The sequence below is a fragment of the Xenorhabdus sp. KK7.4 genome, from assembly GCF_963876465.1.
GTDB lineage: Bacteria > Pseudomonadota > Gammaproteobacteria > Enterobacterales > Enterobacteriaceae > Xenorhabdus > Xenorhabdus stockiae.
In genome coordinates, this window is sequence record NZ_CAWNQF010000035.1 from 41,982 (window position 1) to 61,450 (window position 19,469).

16 protein-coding genes are annotated in these 19,469 nt (G+C 44.3%); 2 read left to right on the forward strand and 14 right to left on the reverse strand.

Annotation, left to right across the window (positions count from 1 at the left end; translation table 11 throughout):
* Window positions 1-15 precede the first annotated feature (15 nt).
* The 5 genes from AACS90_RS04500 to trmJ all read right to left on the reverse strand — a co-directional run bounded on the left by AACS90_RS04500 (window position 16) and on the right by trmJ (window position 3,253).
* The gene (locus AACS90_RS04500; RefSeq protein WP_256376533.1) at window positions 16-141 is read right to left on the reverse strand and encodes a hypothetical protein; all 126 of its coding nucleotides are present in this window, start codon (window positions 139-141) and stop codon (window positions 16-18) included.
* A gap of 30 nt (window positions 142-171) precedes the next feature.
* Window positions 172-558 carry a Fe-S cluster assembly scaffold IscU gene (gene iscU, locus AACS90_RS04505; protein WP_099110598.1) on the reverse strand — a complete coding sequence of 129 codons (387 nt, stop codon included), beginning with the start codon at window positions 556-558 and terminating at the stop codon, window positions 172-174.
* A gap of 24 nt (window positions 559-582) precedes the next feature.
* A complete protein-coding gene (locus AACS90_RS04510; protein WP_099110599.1) occupies window positions 583-1,797 on the reverse strand; it encodes an IscS subfamily cysteine desulfurase in 1,215 nt (404 codons plus the stop codon).
* A 60-nt stretch (window positions 1,798-1,857) separates the two neighbouring features.
* Window positions 1,858-2,352, reverse strand: coding sequence for a Fe-S cluster assembly transcriptional regulator IscR (gene iscR / locus AACS90_RS04515; RefSeq protein ID WP_099121872.1), 495 nt, complete (start codon window positions 2,350-2,352; stop codon window positions 1,858-1,860).
* A 139-nt stretch (window positions 2,353-2,491) separates the two neighbouring features.
* On the reverse strand, window positions 2,492-3,253 hold the full coding sequence (trmJ, locus tag AACS90_RS04520; protein ID WP_099121953.1) for a tRNA (cytosine(32)/uridine(32)-2'-O)-methyltransferase TrmJ: 762 nt from the start codon (window positions 3,251-3,253) through the stop codon (window positions 2,492-2,494).
* A 125-nt stretch (window positions 3,254-3,378) separates the two neighbouring features.
* Between trmJ and suhB the strand changes: the two genes are divergently transcribed.
* Entirely contained in the window at window positions 3,379-4,182 is an 804-nt protein-coding gene (gene suhB / locus AACS90_RS04525; protein ID WP_099121873.1) for an inositol-1-monophosphatase, read from the forward strand.
* Between the two features lie 107 nt (window positions 4,183-4,289).
* On the opposite strand, the gene AACS90_RS04530 is transcribed toward suhB, so the two are convergent.
* Both AACS90_RS04530 and glyA read right to left on the reverse strand, forming a co-directional pair.
* The gene (locus tag AACS90_RS04530; protein ID WP_099121874.1) at window positions 4,290-5,516 is read right to left on the reverse strand and encodes a 3-phenylpropionate MFS transporter; all 1,227 of its coding nucleotides are present in this window, start codon (window positions 5,514-5,516) and stop codon (window positions 4,290-4,292) included.
* Window positions 5,517-5,628: 112 nt separating this feature from the next.
* Complete coding sequence (gene glyA, locus AACS90_RS04535; protein WP_099121875.1) at window positions 5,629-6,882, reverse strand: serine hydroxymethyltransferase; 1,254 nt, start codon at window positions 6,880-6,882, stop codon at window positions 5,629-5,631.
* A 287-nt stretch (window positions 6,883-7,169) separates the two neighbouring features.
* On the opposite strand from glyA, the gene hmpA reads away from it, so the two are divergent.
* Window positions 7,170-8,417 carry an NO-inducible flavohemoprotein gene (gene hmpA / locus AACS90_RS04540; RefSeq protein ID WP_371635377.1) on the forward strand — a complete coding sequence of 416 codons (1,248 nt, stop codon included), beginning with the start codon at window positions 7,170-7,172 and terminating at the stop codon, window positions 8,415-8,417.
* Between the two features lie 56 nt (window positions 8,418-8,473).
* On the opposite strand, the gene glnB is transcribed toward hmpA, so the two are convergent.
* The 7 genes from glnB to purL all read right to left on the reverse strand — a co-directional run bounded on the left by glnB (window position 8,474) and on the right by purL (window position 19,456).
* Complete coding sequence (glnB, locus tag AACS90_RS04545) at window positions 8,474-8,812, reverse strand: nitrogen regulatory protein P-II (RefSeq protein ID WP_086956068.1); 339 nt, start codon at window positions 8,810-8,812, stop codon at window positions 8,474-8,476.
* Between the two features lie 15 nt (window positions 8,813-8,827).
* On the reverse strand, window positions 8,828-10,450 hold the full coding sequence (locus AACS90_RS04550) for an NAD+ synthase (RefSeq protein ID WP_099121877.1): 1,623 nt from the start codon (window positions 10,448-10,450) through the stop codon (window positions 8,828-8,830).
* 107 nt (window positions 10,451-10,557) lie between these two features.
* A complete protein-coding gene (gene glrR / locus AACS90_RS04555; RefSeq protein WP_099110611.1) occupies window positions 10,558-11,895 on the reverse strand; it encodes a two-component system response regulator GlrR in 1,338 nt (445 codons plus the stop codon).
* Window positions 11,892-12,755, reverse strand: a complete 864-nt coding sequence (qseG, locus tag AACS90_RS04560) for a two-component system QseEF-associated lipoprotein QseG (protein WP_099121878.1) — start codon at window positions 12,753-12,755, stop codon at window positions 11,892-11,894. The genes glrR and qseG overlap by 4 nt, the downstream gene beginning before the upstream one ends.
* 32 nt (window positions 12,756-12,787) lie before the next feature.
* Window positions 12,788-14,227 carry a sensor histidine kinase gene (locus AACS90_RS04565; protein WP_193757183.1) on the reverse strand — a complete coding sequence of 480 codons (1,440 nt, stop codon included), beginning with the start codon at window positions 14,225-14,227 and terminating at the stop codon, window positions 12,788-12,790.
* A 765-nt stretch (window positions 14,228-14,992) separates the two neighbouring features.
* Entirely contained in the window at window positions 14,993-15,397 is a 405-nt protein-coding gene (locus AACS90_RS04570; protein ID WP_099121880.1) for a RidA family protein, read from the reverse strand.
* 171 nt (window positions 15,398-15,568) lie between these two features.
* The gene (gene purL / locus AACS90_RS04575; protein ID WP_099121954.1) at window positions 15,569-19,456 is read right to left on the reverse strand and encodes a phosphoribosylformylglycinamidine synthase; all 3,888 of its coding nucleotides are present in this window, start codon (window positions 19,454-19,456) and stop codon (window positions 15,569-15,571) included.
* Window positions 19,457-19,469 lie beyond the last annotated feature (13 nt).

The window sequence follows — 19,469 nt, forward strand, 5'->3', positions numbered from 1 at the left end:
TCACTTTTAAAACTATTAATTTTGAATACTATTATCTTTGAAGTTATTACCTTTAAAGCTATCACCTTCAAAGCTGCCATCTTCAAAATCAGTAAAGGTGGATATTAAAACAATATCCACCAGAATTATATTTTCACCCATCCTCTTTCAAGTAGGGTATATTTAGAAGAATTATTTGGCCTGACGCTTGCTCTTATAATCTGCAATCGCAGCTTTAATTGCATCTTCTGCCAGAATAGAACAGTGAATTTTCACTGGTGGCAGCTCCAGTTCATCGGCAATCTCAGTGTTTTTGATTGCTTCTGCCTGATCCAGTGATTTTCCTTTCATCCACTCTGTGACCAGAGAACTGGATGCAATCGCGGAACCGCAGCCATAAGTTTTAAAACGTGCGTCTTCGATAATGCCGTCATCGCTGACTTTAATTTGCAGTCTCATGACGTCACCACAAGCCGGCGCACCAACCATTCCACTACCCACTGAAGGATCTTCACTATCAAATGACCCTACATTGCGTGGATTCTCGTAGTGATCAATTACTTTTTCGCTGTAAGCCATGTCGTTACTCCTGAAACTGTCTGATTAATGATGAGACCATTCGATGGTGCTGAGATCCACTCCCTGTTTGAACATTTCCCACAATGGAGAAAGATCACGCAGATGACCAATCGCGTTATGAATCAACTTGATTGCATAGTCTATTTCTTCTTCTGTGGTAAAACGCCCCAAAGAGAAACGAATAGAACTGTGTGCCAGCTCATCATTCATGCCCAGTGCGCGCAGAACATAGGAAGGCTCCAGGCTCGCAGAAGTACATGCTGAACCGGAAGAAACTGCTAAGTCTTTCAGTGACATCATCAATGATTCGCCTTCAACATAGTTGAAGCTGACATTCAGAATGTGTGGTGCACCCAGTTCCAAATCGCCGTTCAGGTAAACTTCTTCAATATCTTTGATACCGTTCCATAAACGCAGACGTAAACCACGCAGACGTTCTGACTCGGCTTGCAGCTCTTCTTTTGCAATGCGGTAGGCTTCGCCCATGCCGACGATCTGGTGAACAGGCAGTGTACCGGAACGCATACCACGTTCATGACCGCCGCCGTGCTGCTGTGCTTCAATACGGATACGAGGTTTGCGACGAACATACAAACCACCGATACCCATCGGGCCATAAATCTTATGAGCCGAGAAAGACATCAGGTCAACTTTCAGTTTGCTGAGGTCAATAGGCAGTTTCCCGACACTCTGAGTCGCATCAACGTGGAAAATGATGCCACGACTGCGGCACATATCACCGATAGTCACAATGTCCTGAACAATACCAATTTCGTTGTTGACGTGCATGATAGAAACCAGAATCGTATCGTCACGCATTGTGGCTTCCAGCTCTTTCAGATCGATCATGCCGTTACTCATCGGTGAAAGGTAAGTCACTTCAAAACCTTCACGCTCCAGCTGACGACAAGTATCCAAAACAGCTTTATGTTCAGTTTTACTGGTAATAATGTGCTTGCCTTTTTTCTGATAGAATTTCGCTGCACCTTTAATACCGAGGTTATCTGACTCTGTTGCACCTGAAGTAAAGACGATTTCACGCGGGTCAGCACCGATAAGATCAGCAATCTGGTTACGCGCAATATCAACCGCTTCTTCAGCCTGCCAGCCAAAACGGTGTGACCGGGAAGCAGGGTTACCGAAAACCCCGTCCATAGTCAGATAATTCATCATCTTTTCAGCAACACGAGGGTCAACCGGCGTTGTTGCTGAATAGTCCAAATAAATGGGTAATTTCATTGCTCACATGCTCCGTAAGACACTTTTAATACATTTGTTTGCCGCTTATTTACCACTAATTTAAGCACGCAGGTTAACGTTAATCATTTCTTGAACCCGGCCATTAGCTGTACGGCGCTTATCGCTGTCTTGACGATCAGCAACGTCTAAAACTTCTTGGTTGTTCACTAATTCTTCTAAACTGATGCTATTCAGGAAGCTCGTAATGCGCTCGCTAAGATCACGCCATAATGTATGAGTCAGACAGCGATCACCACCCTGACAGCCTTCCCTGCCCTGACAGCGAGTTGCATCTACGGATTCATCAACAGCAGAAATTACTTCGGCAACGAAAATCTTACCGGCATCTCTGCCCAGCAGATAACCGCCACCCGGACCACGGACGCTAGAAACCAGACCATTCTTACGTAGGCGAGAAAACAACTGCTCAAGATAGGAAAGGGAAATTCCCTGACGTTCAGATATGTCAGCTAGTGGCACCGGCCCTTCTTGTGAATGCAATGCCACATCTAACATGGCAGTTACCGCATAACGTCCTTTTGATGTCAGTCTCATAACAAAAACTCCATGGTGAAATATGGGTCAAATTGTGGCATTCCTGAGCGTTTTAGTCAACTATTTAACCTAGTAATTTACTCAACTATTATTTAGTTGTCTTTCATCCTGTTACCGCTCACAAGCCGCATTTCTGATCCTATTTCCGACCGGATTCAGACGATTTATTGGCCCATTTTTCCATAGAAGTCAGAATGCCACGCAGGATATTCAATTCCTGAGTTTCCGGACGGGCACGGGTATAAAGACGCCTTAATCTGTTCATTATCTGACCAGGGTGTGCTTTGCGAATAAAGCCTGAATGATTTAATACCTGCTCAAGGTGCTGGTAAAAACGCTCCATATCTTCAACAGGCGGGTATTCCGCTTCATGCTCTGTCGCATCCGCTTTTTCCTGTTTTTCCTGAGCAGTAAGAGCAAGGTGCGCCATTCGGATCTCATAACTGACCAACTGAACAGCCATAGCCAGATTCAGCGAACCATATTCAGGATTGGTCGGAATATAAAGATGGTAGTGACACTTCTGGAGTTCTTCGTTAGTCAGCCCCACACGTTCACGACCGAACACGATAGCTACCGGTGAGTTCTGAACAGCGCTGACACAGCGTTCACCACACTCTCTCGGTTCAACCATTGGCCAGGAAAGTGTACGGGAACGGGCACTGGTTCCGATAACCAATTCACACCCGGACAGTGCTTCATCCAGCGAATCCACAATCATTGCATTACCAATGACATCACTGGCGCCTGCGGAAAGTGCGATTGCATGAGAATCAGGCAAAACAAGCGGATTGACCAGATACAGATTGGTTAACCCCATGGTTTTCATAGCTCTGGCAGTTGAACCCATGTTGCCCGTGTGGGAAGTTTCTACCAGGATAATGCGGATGTTCTCTAACATGACGGCTTTTAATTTCAGTATAAGAGCCGAATATCTTAACACAGCATTAGTCATTTTGACGAACTACTGCTATACTGCGCGCCGATTTGTTTCCCGTTCTTTAAAATTCTGGTGGAAGATACCCCATGCATCCGATGCTAAATATCGCTATACGCGCTGCTCGTAAGGCCGGCAACCACATTGCCAAAAGCTATGAAACTCCTGACGCTGTTGAAGCAAGCCAAAAAGGCAGTAACGATTTTGTCACTAATGTTGATCGTGAAGCAGAAAGCATGATCATTGACATTATCCGCAAGTCCTACCCTAAGCATACTATTATCACTGAAGAAACCGGTGAACACTTAGGTGAAGATAGCGATGTCCAATGGGTAATCGATCCACTGGATGGCACCACCAACTTTATTAAACGTCTCCCTCATTTCGCTGTTTCCATTGCTGTGCGCATCAAAGGCCGCACCGAAGTTGCTGTGGTTTACGACCCAATGCGTAACGAATTGTTCACTGCTACTCGTGGTCAGGGTGCACAGCTGAATGGTTATCGCCTGCGTGGTGCTAATGCCCGTGATCTGGATGGCACTATCATTGCTACCGGTTTCCCATTCAAAGCTAAACAACACGCTATCCCTTACATGAACGTACTGGGTAAATTATTTGAACGTTGTGCAGATTTTCGTCGCACTGGTTCCGCGGCGCTGGATATGGCTTATGTTGCTGCCGGCCGTGTTGATGGTTATTTCGAGATTGGCCTGAAACCATGGGATTTCATGGGTGGTGAACTGCTGGTTCGTGAATCCGGCTGTATCGTGACTGACTTCGTTGGTGGTCACAACTACATCAGTTCCGGTAATATCGTTGCAGGCAGCCCACGTATTGTTAAAGATATGCTGTCTGAAATGCGTGAAGAATTAACTGAAGCACTGAAACGTTAATTAAAAAATAATTATCTGAGCAATGTTATTTACAGGGCACCAAAATGATAGGTGCCCTTTTTTACTGAGTTATTATTAACTTATTGTTTCTTATTTATAATTTTATTTCATACTGAATGAATTTGACCTTCAGCTTTAGGCCGTAAGAAAATCGCAGGTAATGCGACCAGCGCCATTACCCAGTAGATTCCGCCTCCCATATGTTCATACAGGAAACCACCTACTGCACTCATAACAGCGATACCGCCTCCCATTGCTAACGCAGAGTAGACTGACTGTAGGCGAATAACTTCATTTTCTTTTCTGGCACCGATAAAACGCATAGCCGCTAAATGGCAAACAGTGAAAGTTCCACAATGCAGGATTTGAATAATAATCAGCACGGGTAGTTCTGTGAATGCTCCCATTAGTCCCCAGCGGATCACCCCACAAATAGCAGAAAGCAGCAGAAGGCTACGAGCGCTCCAGCGACGGAATAACTGTTTGCTGAAGGTGAAAATCACAACTTCTGCTACCACACCCAGTGACCAGAGATAACCGATAGTGGATGATGAATAACCGGCTTTTTCCCAATAAATGGAACCAAAGCTGTAATAACCAGCATGAGCTGCCTGTAATAGCGTGACACATAATAAAAACTGCCACACTGATTTTTCGGATAATAACTTTCTGAATGATACTGTATTGGCGTTTTCTATCTTAATTTTACCCGCAGGCATAACAGATGGTTTCAGCATCATCCCTGACAGCATAATAGCAACACTGATAATCAGAGAAGCAAGGATAATCTGGTGATGACCGAATAAATTGCCACCAATCCAGTCATTGAGTTTATCAAAGGAAATACTGACACTTGTTCCAAACTCAATACCGGAGGAAGAGAGTAATATCCCGGTTAAAGAAGAACTGATAATAAAGGCAATCGACCCCCACACACGCACTTTGCCATAATCAAAAGTAAACTGCTTTTGCCATGTACCCGCTAAAGCATCTGATAAAGGTACTAACGGCGAAAAAAACAGGTTAAAACCTATCATTACAAGGCAAATCCATGCCCAGTGGCTGCCAAAAGAAAAACTGACCGCAAAGATTAAAGCCAGAAAAGATAATAATCTTAATGCTGTAATTAATTTGGCAGGATCTTTAACGGTAGGAGAAATAATGAGACTGCCAACAAAGCGGGAAACCAAACCAATGCCTAATATTATGCCGATCATGGAAGGAGTAATGCCTTCTCCCTGCAACCAGACTGACCAGAATGGTAAAAAAATCCCAAAAGAAAAGAAATAGGTGAAATAGCCTAATCCCAGCCAAAATGTTGATGGAACAACCATCCTTTGCCCCCGTGTTTAATGCAAAAGTTTAATGCAAAAAAACCCGCTCAAAACTAATGAGACGGGCTTATTAACTATTTATTCAGTATTTATACTCAATAATTATTCTAAGTTATGCGTAGACCGGATATTTTGCGCAGATTGCCAAGACTTTCTGTTTAACGCTTTCAATCACCGTTTCATCATTGATGTTATCCAGCACATCACATATCCAGCCAGCCAGTTCACTGGTTTCTGCTTCTTTGAAACCACGACGGGTAATTGCCGGGGTACCAATACGAATACCAGAAGTGACAAATGGGCTACGAGGATCATTAGGTACGCTGTTTTTATTGACGGTAATGTTGGCACGACCTAATGCTGCATCAGCTTCTTTACCCGTAATATCTTTATCCACCAGATCCAGCAGGAACAAATGGTTTTCAGTGCTGCCGGAAACAATTTTGTAACCACGCTGTAAAAACACGTCTACCATGACTTTCGCATTCTTAGCAACTTGTTGCTGATACGTTTTGAATTCTGGCTCCATGGCTTCTTTCAGCGCAACCGCTTTACCTGCAATAACATGCATCAACGGGCCACCCTGACCACCAGGGAAAACAGCAGAGTTCAGTTTTTTATACAGTTCTTCATCCCCACCTTTTGCCAGAATCAGACCACCGCGTGGGCCTGCCAGTGTTTTGTGGGTTGTCGTTGTCACAACATGAGCATGAGGAACCGGGTTTGGATAAACACCCGCAGCAATCAGGCCTGCAACGTGAGCCATATCAACAAAAAGGTATGCACCGATTTCATCAGCGATTTCACGCATTTTTGCCCAGTCAACCACACCAGAGTAGGCAGAGAAGCCACCGATGATCATTTTAGGCTGATGTTTCAGTGCCTGATTACGGATATCGTCGTAATCAATTTTTCCATTTTCATCAATGCCATAGGGAACAACATTATAAAGTTTCCCAGAGAAGTTGACCGGAGAACCGTGAGTCAGGTGCCCACCGTGTGCCAGATTCATCCCTAAAACAGTGTCACCGGGTTGCAACAGCGTCATATATACCGCCATATTCGCCTGAGAACCTGAATGCGGCTGGACATTAGCATAATCTGCACCAAACAGCTCTTTTGCTCTGTCAATTGCCAGTTGTTCAACTATATCAACGTACTCACAGCCACCATAGTAGCGTTTACCCGGATAACCTTCCGCATACTTGTTAGTCAGCTGAGAGCCTTGAGCCTGCATAACTCTTGGACTGGTGTAGTTTTCAGAAGCAATCAGTTCAATGTGTTCTTCCTGACGACGAACCTCCTGCTCCATCGCCTGCCACAGTTCGGGATCATAATTCGCAATATTCATTTCACGCTTTAGCATTTGGTTCTCCTGACTCAGCTACATCTTTAAAAAATACCCCTGAGGGCCAGAATGTGACACAGTGTAAACTCTTTTTATCAAATGAGATAGTCTTGACAGGACATTTTACGCAAACGATTGCTTCAAGACCTACCGCCCTATAGCCCATCATGTTTTTTATCCGTCCGGGATTTATCATTGATCTTTGTGATTTCTGTCAAATATTGTTGTTTCACAAATCCTGTGATTTTGATTTAAGTCAAAATAATTTCTGCTTTTTACTTTAAGCTCTTCCCCAGAAGAATAAGTTGCATTTAAAATGCAACTTATCAATTGAGCATGATTTAAAAATTCAGGAGATCATGATGTTAGACAGTCAAACTATCGCAACTATAAAATCCACTATTCCGCTGATTGTTTCTACCGGGCCAAAATTGACTGCTCATTTTTATGAACGCATGTTCAGTCATAACCCTGAATTACAGAATATCTTTAACATGAGCCACCAGAGTAACGGTGATCAACGTCAGGCCCTTTTCAATGCTCTGTGTGCTTATGCGGCTAATATCGATAACTTATCTGCTCTGTTACCGGCGGTAGAAAAGATCGCTCACAAACATGCAAGCCTGAATATTCAACCGGAACACTACCAGATTGTGGGGAATCATCTGTTGGCAACAATTGATGAGATGTTTAATCCGGCAGAAGAAGTGCTGGATGCCTGGGGAAAAGCCTACGATGTATTAGCCGGTGTTTTTATCAATCGTGAAGAGGAAATTTATCAGAGTGGTGAACTTTCGGCAGGAGGATGGCGTGGTCTGCGTCAGTTCCGTGTCAGCCGGAAACAGCCGCAAAGCGATATTATTACCAGTTTTGAATTTGTGCCTGTCGATGGCGGTAAAGTCTTAGATTATAAACCGGGGCAATACTTGAGTATTTATCTGGAAGATCCTGCCTTTGAGCATCGTGAAATTCGTCAGTATTCATTAACTGCCGCACCGAACGGAACTCACTATCAAATCGCCATTAAACGGGAATCTCATGGCAAGGTATCCAGCTATATGCACGATAAAGTACAGGAAGGAGATACCGTATTACTGTCCGCACCGCGAGGCGATTTCTTCCTTGATATCCTGCCTGATACTCCTGTTACGCTTATCTCTGCCGGTGTCGGCCTGACTCCGATGATGAGTATGCTGCAATATCTGCATAAACAACAACATACTGGTATCGTCAATTGGCTTCACGCAGCAGAACATGGTGGTTTTCATGCCTTCTCAGGCAAAGTAAAAGCGATTGCTGAATCCATGCCTAATATGAATTATCAGGTCTGGTATCGCGAACCCAGAAATGAAGATAATTTCGGCGCAGATTACCAACAGACAGGATTAATGGAGCTGGCTTCGGTAAAAGATGAAATAAATATAGAAGGGATGCAGTTTTATCTCTGTGGGCCGGTCGCTTTCATGCAATATATCGCCGCTCAGCTTCTGAAAATGGGCATCCATGAACAACATATCCATTACGAATGTTTTGGCCCGCATAAAGTCATTTAACTCGGCATCGTCATCTAGAACCCCGCCGTCATGGCGGGGAATGAGGCTCTTAGAGATTAAATTGCTTCTTCGTCCTGTTCACCAGTACGAATACGTACAACACGAGCAACATCGAACACAAAAATCTTGCCATCACCAATTTTACCGGTTTGGGCGGTCTGCATAATAGTATCGACACAGGTATCAACAATATCATCCGGTACGATAATCTCTATTTTGACTTTGGGCAGAAAATCCACCATATATTCTGCACCACGATACAGTTCGGTATGTCCTTTCTGGCGGCCAAATCCCTTCACCTCTGTCACCGTCATACCTGTGATACCAACTTCAGCCAGAGCTTCACGCACATCATCGAGCTTGAAAGGTTTGATAATTGCATCAATCTTTTTCATGAAGTATTCCTGTTATTACCAGTTCTTACGCCCGAAACCAGACGTAATCGGATAGCGCCTGTCTTTACCAAAATCACGCTGTGTAATACGCGGGCCAATCGGAGCCTGACGACGTTTATATTCATTGATGTCCACCAACCGGATCACTTTACGGACAATCGCTTCGTCAAAACCTTCTGCTACTAAATCAGCCACGGATTTATCTTTTTCTACATATCCCTCGAGGATAGCATCCAGCATGTCATACGGTGGCAGGCTGTCCTGATCGAGCTGATCAGGAGCCAGTTCCGCAGATGGCGGACGATCGATAACACGCTGAGGAATAGCAGGAGATAATGTATTACGATATGTGGACAATGCAAATACCATTGTTTTTGGCACATCTTTCAAAGCATTGAAGCCACCAGCCATATCGCCATATAAAGTGGAGTAGCCCACCGCTGATTCACTTTTATTACTGGTTGTCAGTACCAGACGGCGGCGCTTGTTTGACATTGCCATTAGAATGACAGCCCGGCAGCGAGCCTGTAAGTTTTCTTCTGTCGTGTCTTTTTCTGTACCGGCAAACATCGGCTCTAACTGAGCCATAAATGCGTCAAACATCGGTTCGATAGAGACAATATCAAATTCAACACCAAGCAATTCAGCCTGTTCTCTGGCATCATGAATACTCATTTCAGAGGTATAGCGGAATGGCATCATCACCGCCTGTACATGCTCTTTACCCAAAGCATCCACCGCAATCGCCAGTGTCAGGCCGGAATCAATTCCTCCGGATAACCCAAGTAACGCGCCTTTAAAACCATTTTTCTGTACATAATCCCGCACAGAAAGAACTAAGGCTTTATAAATTTGCCCCAATGGCGGCAATGGAGGGATAGGGTTTGCCATCGGCTCAACTATCATGTCATTCAAACGACACTGCTCGACCTGCTCTTCAAAAGCTGCCATGCGGTGTGTGATTTCACCATTCATATCAAAGACTTTTGAACAGCCATCAAAAATCAGCTGATCCTGTCCGCCAACCTGATTCAGGTAGATGATTGGCAAATGGATACGCTGGCAGTGTGATTTGATAAGCGCACTGCGGATATTTGGTTTTTCGTGATTATAAGGAGAAGCATTCATTGACAGGATAATATCGGCTCCCGCCTGTTTCAAAGCATCAACCGGAGCATCAAACCATAGATCTTCACAAATCAACAAACCCAGATTATAACCTTTAAAGGGTATAACACAATTTCGCTCGCCCGCATCGAAATAGCGTTCTTCATCAAAAACGCCATAATTAGGCAGTTGTTGCTTGAAGTAACGCGCAACGGTTTCACCTTTCCAGAACAGCGAAAGTGCGTTGTATATTTTTCCGTCCTGTTGCCACGGATGACCAACTAAAATACCAACCTGAGAGCTTGCCTCTTGTAAGCGTACTAACTGTTCGCGGCAACGCTGATGGAAATCAGAACGGAACAGGAGATCCTCTGGGAAATAACCCGACAGTGATAATTCAGAGAACATGACGAGATCAGCGCCTTTTTCCTGCTGTTCCTGTACTGTATGCAACATACGCTCGCTGTTGCCTTCGATATCCCCTACCAGCCAGTTTAATTGGGCAAGGGCAATATTAAGAGTACGACTCATAGAATGCGGCTCTCCTGGGCCATTATTCACTTCTCTGTCTGGTTCAGACAGTTCAATACGGCTTTAAAAACGTTTCAATTATTTATGGGATTTAAATTACAGGAAGGTTATTCCTTAAAATCATTGGCATCCAGTTCATGGCGAGCCAATAATTTATAAAATTCTGTTCGGTTACGCCCTGCTACACGGGCAGCGTGAGTGACATTACCTTTAGTCATTTGTAGTAATTTACGTAAATAATTCAGTTCAAACTGGCTACGCGCCTCGACAAATGTCGGTAATGCCGTGTTTTCACCTTCCAATGCCTGCATGACTAAGGCATCACTGATCACCGGAGCGGTTGTCAGCGCCACACATTGCTCAATCACATTGACCAACTGGCGAACATTCCCCGGCCAGCTTGCTGCCATCAGACATTTCATCGCATTGGTGGAGAAACTACGCACAAAAGGCTTATGACGTTTGGCTGATTCCCGCAGCAAATGGTTTGCCAGTAAAGGAATATCTTCGGCCCGTTCATTCAGGGTAGGGATTTTCAGGTTGACAACATTCAATCGGTAATAGAGATCTTCGCGGAATTCATTGCGTTGCATCGCCTTCGGCAAATCCCGGTGAGTTGCCGAAATAATCCTGACATCAATATCTAAATCACGATTACTTCCCAGAGGGCGGATCTTACGCTCCTGTAATACCCTCAATAATTTAACCTGAAGCGCCAATGGCATATCGCCGATTTCATCAAGAAACAGCGTTCCTCCCTGAGCCGCCAGAAAAAGCCCTTCCCGGCTACTGACTGCTCCGGTAAATGCGCCTTTCGCATGGCCGAACAGTTCAGATTCCAGCAGTTGTTCAGGTAAGGCACCACAGTTAATTGCAATAAAGGGTTTCTTTGCCCGGGGACTTGCACGATGAATAGCCTGAGCCAACACTTCTTTACCGGTTCCGCTGTGCCCGTTAATCAAAACGCTGACATCAGACTGCGCCACCATTTTTGCCTGTTCCAGCAAACGCAGCATCAGAGGGCTGCGGGTGACAATTTGTTCACTCCATTTGCCATCTATAGCAGGTGTTGATAATTCCAGAGCATCATCAATAGCTTTGTAAAGTGCATCACGATCAACAGGTTTAGTCAGAAAACTAAATACACCCTGCTGTGTTGCAGCAACAGCATCGGGAATAGAACCATGAGCAGTGAGAATAATCACCGGCATACCCGGATGCTGTTTTTGAATTTCAGCAAATAAGGCCATGCCATCCATCTCATCCATGCGTAAGTCACTGATGACTAAATCTACTTTTTCTTTTAATAGGATGCGTAATGCTTCATGCCCGCTTTCCACTGTCGTGACACGAAATCCCTCACTGATCAGACGCATTCCCAATAATTTCAGTAAGCTTGGATCATCATCAACCAGAAGGAGATGAGCAGGATTGCGTGCGGTCATTGTACTTCAGCTCCTTTTTCTTCTGAAAAATTATCTTCTGTCTTTGTTTCCGATTTTCTTTCCGGAAGTTGTTTCGAATGGCTTTCCGGGTGGGATTCGTTGATTTTATTACCGCTTTCATCAGCAGGGTATTCTGTTTCAACTGACGCTGAAGAGACATTCTGGCTTTGCTTGCGGGATGAAAGCTGACGTTCAATATCGGTCAGATTTTCTAACTTACGGGATATTGAATGTAATTCATATTCCAGCCGGGTTCGTGCTTCTTTCAGTCGATCAATTTTTGTTTCACTATCTGATTGTAATCGCTGATATTTTGATTTTTGCTCTGCCAGACTAATTTTTAAATATTGTTGGTCACGCCATAGTTGTAATAATGGCTGCAACGAAGGCGGAAATTGTGTGCTATATCGATTCAGGTTTTCTATGATACTGCGCCGTTCAGCAACTGAAGGTATTGAGTGGTTGATAAGAATACTCTGTTTGAAAACCTGTGACCAATCATCTGCCATGAACTGCTTGACCTTGTCACGGGCTTCCGTTGGAGACAGTCTCTCCGTGCAGTCGATCAGTCTTAGCCAGTAAAGGCTATTTTCCATTGCAGCTGTTTTTGTGATATTCCATATCACATCACACCCTTTGGGGTGATAATCAATGACACGCTGCTCCGGCATAATGGCTTCAGAAATTTTTGCCAGCTCACCAGAAGCGGAATTTGAAACACACCCTGCCAGTAAATAGGGAACAAACAGTAAAATCATAGTACGGAAACACCGGGACACAGCCCGTTCAGATAAACGCTGCATTACCGCTTTTTTTTTCACTGTCCGAGTCACAATATTCTGCTGCTCCGTCTTCATCATAAAGTGGTGAGTAAACCTGTTGTGCATATTATTTAATCATTCTCTGCGGTTAACGGCAGTTCAATCCGGAAACATACATCAGCAAAGTCGGATTCTATCAGATGAAGTTCTCCCCCCATCCGTCTAATACAGTCCTGCGCAATACTCAAACCAAGCCCACTTCCTTTGACCGCACCTTTGCGCTGAAGTTTTCCTTGATAAAATGGTTCGAAAATCATGCTTTTCTCTAACTCAGGGATAGGTGTTCCCGTATTGGCAATATCGAGCTGAATATTTTTATCCACTTGCCGACCGGAAATCCAAATGTTACCGGATTCAGCGCCATAGTGCACTGCATTGGAGTAGAGATTATCAATAACTCTCATTAATAATTTAGGTTCAGCCCAACAATCATCAGTATCCAACTGAATTTCTGTATGAATATTTTTTGTCCGCGCAGGTAATTGATGTGACAGAACAACGCTGTCAATTATCTCTTTTAACGACACAACCTGTTGTTCGGCAGGAGCATCGACAATTTTGCGATTATATTCGAGTAATTGTTCAATAAGTTGCTGTAAATGTTTACTGCTACTGTCCAGAATGGTGACCACTTCTTTTTGGTCTGTAGTTAATGGTCCGGCAACTTCATCCGCCAATAATTCCGTCCCTTCGCGCATACTGGCGAGAGGCGTTTTCAGTTCGTGGGAGATATGGCGTAAAAACTCATGGCGCTGCGATTCAAGCCAGGACAGACGTTCACTTAGCCAAATAATCCGCAGTGCCAGTGAGCGTAATTCTCTGGGGCCCTTGAAGGATTCAATCTTGTTTTCCAGTGCCTGTCCGGCACCTAATCGATTAATCATTCTCTCAATGCCTTTGACCGGCCCAATAATCATACGTGTAAACAGGGCAATTAAAAATGCACTTAATAGAAATAATATTAAACTTTGCCAGCCAAAAAACTGCCCTTTATCCGCGATCTCTTTTTGTAATTGTTCACCACGAATAAAAATGATATTGCGCGTTTCCTGTACTAACTGGTTATTAGCGTTTGAGAATTGTTCAAGTAATTTATCTGCGGCAGCCTCTGGCACACTGTTGCGACAAGTAATCTTATTCAACCCGGACAGGAGCTGATTAAACTTCTCCTTATACTCTTTATTGGCCAGCATCGCCATCTGATTATTCAGCATCGTTGTGTACTGCTGATATTGGCGTTGATAGAGTTTTTCCAGCCGGGCATCCCCCAGAACACAATACTGGCGATAACTGCGTTCCATCTCGAGGGCGACACCAATCATAGCTTCACTGCGCCGGGCATCAGATAAGGTTGTGCGGTTAATTTCTGCCGCCTGAGTACTGAGTTGATCCAGGCTTTGATATGCCTGATATGCCAGAACTAATAGCGGTAATAACACCAGCCAGAAAGCCATTACAACTAATTGACGCAATGATCGGGGAAATAAACGCCTTTTTTTCAGAGAAATCATCTTAAAACCTGCAATTACGTTGATGCTAACCGATGTAAGGTGGTAGAAAGCCAGCCAGACGATGGATTTTATCGCCGTTTTTCAGAAAAAATAGTTTTAGAAAAAAATAGTCTCAAATAATGGGTTATAACAAATGGGCTGGCAAGAACAAGAATAGTGCAGGCGGATATATCAACACGATGGGCAAAATGAATCAGCAATAATGACGGCGGGATAGTATTTTTTCTACTATCCCGCCAGCGAGGAGCCTATAAGAATATAGGTGGTGCCTCACTCCACGTGTCGCCCCTTGCTTGATAAGGCCCGAAAGCGAATATCATAAATTGGACGGTAGGCACCTTACTTTGGCGTCATTCCGGGCTTATGTGGCATTTTTCCACCCTATTCTGTGGGCCGACATAAAAAATTGAATGAGCAACTGCCTTTTATTATGCACATTGCGTGCCAACTTTTAAATAACTTATTAATTAATTGATTTTATTATATAAAAATAAAAAACACTTTAATATTTATACTTTGTTATATGTATTTTTGATGCAGGGTATGTATTTCTGTCGCTAATTTATGACACTTCATGATTTAAATTAATTTAATTAATTAAATCATAATATTAAATGTCTCCATTTTGAGACAACAAAAACAACCATTGTCGCTCTTTAGAGACACCATTTTAAAACGATTAATTTAATTAACTCATAAGACAACGTAAGTTAACCAAATTAAAACATTTACACAACACTTCGTGTATTATGGAAAATCTTTGCATTAATCTAAAATGGCTTCAGCTTCAATTTCTATTAGCCATTCAGGTAAAGATAATCCTGTTACAATGACCCAAGAAGAAGCGGGAGGCTCTGAAGGGAAATACTGCTGTAATAAAGATGATATGACCTGCTGATTCTCATGCGATTCAGCTCCTTGCTTGATATAGATACGCAACATTGTAATATCGTTTAATTCACCACCAGCCTCTCGGATCACTGAGTGCAAATTTTCTAACGCAAGTTTAGTTTGGGCAGGCAACCCTCCCGGAATTGTTTCCTCATCTTTATTAATTCCTACCTGACCAGACAAAAACAGATGCCGGGTTCCTGTTTTAATCACTGCCTGACTGAAACCATATTGAACAGAATTAAAGACAGTTTCAGGATTTATCGTTTTTTTAGTCATAGAGATATGCCTCGACAGTCAGAGTAAAAAAATCGCAAATAAAACGATAAATCAAAAAGATAAAAACCACATGTAGAAAAAACATTATCTGTGATAACGAAATGAAAAATAAAGGCTCTGATGCATATTCAGAGCCTTATGATGAAAAGTGAAAATTGGATAATTAAGTTATTAACCTAACTGCTTGCGGGCATTACGGAAGATACGCATCCACGGGCCATCTTCTCCCCACTCCTCAGGGTGCCAGGAGTTACTCACTGTACGGAATACCCTTTCAGGGTGCGGCATCATTGCAGTAACTCGTCCATCTCGGCTGGTGACAGAAGTAATCCCACCAACAGATCCATTAGGATTGGCAGGGTAATTTTCTGTCGGCTGACCATAGTTATCTACGAATCGCAGGGCAATTTGCTGATGTTTTTCCAATTCAGCCAGACTTTGACTATTTCTGAATTCTACCTGACCTTCACCGTGAGCCACTGCAATTGGCAGACGAGAACCCGCCATTCCCTGTAGAAACAACGATGGACTTTCTGTCACTTCAACCAGACTAAAACGGGCTTCATAACGTTCAGAGTAATTTCGGACAAAACGAGGCCAGTATTCTGTGCCCGGTATCAATTCGTGTAGATTCGAGATCATCTGGCAGCCATTACATACCCCAAGAGATAGGGTATCCGGTCGGGAAAAGAAGTTGGCAAAATCATCACGTACCCGTGAATTAAACAGAATGGATTTAGCCCAGCCTTCACCAGCACCAAGAACATCACCATATGAGAAGCCACCACAGGCAACCAGTGTCTGGAACTGCTCCAATGTCACTCGTCCACTCAACAAATCGCTCATATGGACATCTACGGCTTCAAAACCAGCGCGATGGAATGCTGCCGCCATTTCGACGTGGGAATTCACTCCCTGTTCACGCAACACAGCGACACGTGGGCGTACCTGTTTGGATATGTAACAGGCGGCAATGTCTTCTGCCGGATCAAAGGTTAATTTCACATTCAGGCCCGGATCACTCAAATCCTGTTTTGATTGGTGTTCCTGATCTGCACATTCGGGGTTATCACGAAGGCGCTGCATCTGCCAGGTTGTTTCTGCCCACCATAAACGCAGAGTGCTCCGGTTCTGGCGATAAACTTCCATATTGTTACTGGAGATGACAAAATCATCTCCCGCTTTGGCTTGCCCTAAATAATGTACGCAATCGCTTAATCCATAGTCAGCCAGTAGGTTTTCAACCTGTTCCCTGTCAGTTTCACGAACCTGAATCACTGCGCCTAATTCTTCACTGAATAAAGCAGCCAGAATATCTTCATCAAAAGCACTGATATTGGCGTGCAGGCCGCAGTGCCCCGCAAATGCCATTTCTGCCAATGTTACCAACAGACCACCGTCAGAGCGGTCGTGATAAGCCAGCAATTTACGTTCTGCAATCAGTTGCTGAATAGCTTTAAAGAAGCCGGCAAGTTGTTCAGTATTGCGAATATCCGCAGTCTTATCGCCAAGTTGACGATAAACCTGAGCCAGTGCCGTTCCTCCTAATGCATTTTGTCCCAATCCCAGATCGATCAGAATTAATGCGTTATCATCATCCGTTGATAATTCAGGTGTAACGGTATAACGCACATCTTCTACCCGCGCAAATGCAGTAATGACTAATGAAAGCGGTGACGTCATCTCATGCTCTTCACCATCTTGTGTCCAACGGGTTTTCATCGACATAGAATCTTTGCCGACAGGAATAGTCAGGCCCAATGCCGGGCATAATTCTTCGCCAACCGCTTTCACTGCTTCATATAATCCGGCATCTTCCCCTGCGTGACCTGAAGCTGACATCCAGTTAGCAGACAGCTTCACTCGCTTCAAATCCTGTATATAAGCTGAGGCGATATTTGTCAGTGCTTCTCCGACAGCCATACGTGCCGAGGCAGCAAAGTCCAGCAGGGCAACCGGAGCACGTTCCCCCATCGACATCGCTTCGCCATAATAGCTATCCAGACTCGCTGTCGTCACTGCACAATCCGCAACTGGGATCTGCCAGGGGCCAACCATCTGATCTCTTGCTACCATACCGGTTATTGAGCGGTCACCAATAGTGATCAGGAAAGTTTTCTCTGCTACTGCGGGTAAATGTAGAACACGTTTAACTGCCTCGGCCAAATCAATACCCTGACGCTCCAGCCCTTTTCCTTTTGCTTTCAGTGAATTCACATTTTTCAGCATCTTTGGTGTCTTACCAAGAAGCACATCCAGTGGCATATCAATTGGCTGATTATCGAAATGGCTGTCATTCAACAACAGATGGCGCTCTTCTGTCGCTTCACCAATAACAGCATACGGCGCACGTTCGCGCTGGCAAATATCCTCGAACAGAGCGAGCTGTTCCGGCGCTACAGCTAATACATAACGTTCCTGAGACTCATTGCACCATACCTGTAATGGGCTCATCCCCGGTTCATCATTGAGGATATTACGCAGTTCAAAACGGCCTCCTCGCCCGCCGTCACTGACTAATTCTGGCATTGCATTTGACAGACCGCCTGCACCAACATCGTGAATAAACAAAATTGGGTTGTCATTGCCAAGCTGCCAGCAGCGATCAATCACTTCCTGACAACGGCGTTCCATTTCTGCGTTATCACGCTGCACGGAGGCAAAATCCAGTTCCACATCAGACTGACCAGATGTCATTGAAGAAGCCGCTCCGCCACCAAGGCCAATATTCATGCTTGGGCCACCCAGCACAATCAGCCTAGCACCAACAGTAATATCTCCTTTCTGGATGTGCTCTTCACGAATATTACCGATTCCTCCGGCCAGCATGATCGGCTTATGATAACCACGCAATTCAGTACCGTTATGGGATGTCACTTCTTCTTCATACGTTCTGAAATACCCTAATAACGCAGGACGGCCAAACTCATTATTGAATGCAGCGCCTCCCAAAGGGCCTTCCAGCATGATATCCAGCGCACTGACAATTCGCTCAGGTTTACCGAACTCTTCTTCCCACGGTTGTTCAAATCCGGGAATTTTCAAGTTAGAAACAGAAAAACCAACCAGCCCGGCTTTAGGTTTAGCTCCCCGGCCTGTAGCACCTTCATCACGGATTTCTCCGCCCGAACCTGTCGCCGCTCCCGGCCACGGAGAAATGGCAGTTGGGTGGTTATGTGTTTCAACTTTCATCAATATATGGGCTGGTTCCTGATGATAGTCGTACACCCCATTTTCAGGATTAGGGAAAAAACGCCCTGCCTGAGAACCTTCCATAACAGCAGCGTTATCTTTATAAGCAGAAAAAACATGATCCGGCGTCTGTTCAAATGTATTTTTAATCATCTTAAACAGAGATTTTTCCTGTTCCTGACCATCAATCACCCAATCCGCATTGAAAATTTTGTGACGGCAATGTTCAGAATTTGCCTGTGCGAACATGTAGAGTTCAACATCAGTCGGGTTACGCTCTAATTTCTGGAAAGCACGCAGCAAATAGTCAATCTCATCCGCCGCCAATGCCAGCCCCAATTCAATATTGGCAGATTCCAATGCTGCGCGTCCTGATTGCAGAATATCAACCTGTTTCAATGGTGCTGGCTGTTGGTGAGAAAACAGTACTTCCGCCTGCTCAAACTGAGTAAACACGCGTTCCATCATACGATCGTGCAGTAACGTCGACAGTGCCTGCCACTGCATATCATTCATTTCATCGCACTGGATATAATAGGCAATCCCTCTTTCCAGACGGGCAATTTGTTTCAGCCCACAGTTATGAACTATCTCTGTCGCTTTTGAAGACCACGGTGATATCGTACCTGGCCGGGGAGTGACTAAAAATAGTTGACCTTTGGGTTCATGTTCAGCTAAAGAAGGACCATATTTTAATAGTCTGTTTAATTTTTCCTGTTCTTCTGCCGTAAGAGGTGAATTTATTTCCGCGAAATGGACATATTCCGCATAAATTTCTGTCACGGGAAGCTGTTGAGCCTGGCACTGGGAATGGAGCTTAGTAATACGAAACGCTGATAAAGCGGGCGAGCCACGCAGAATTTCCATAGTAATAGGTTCT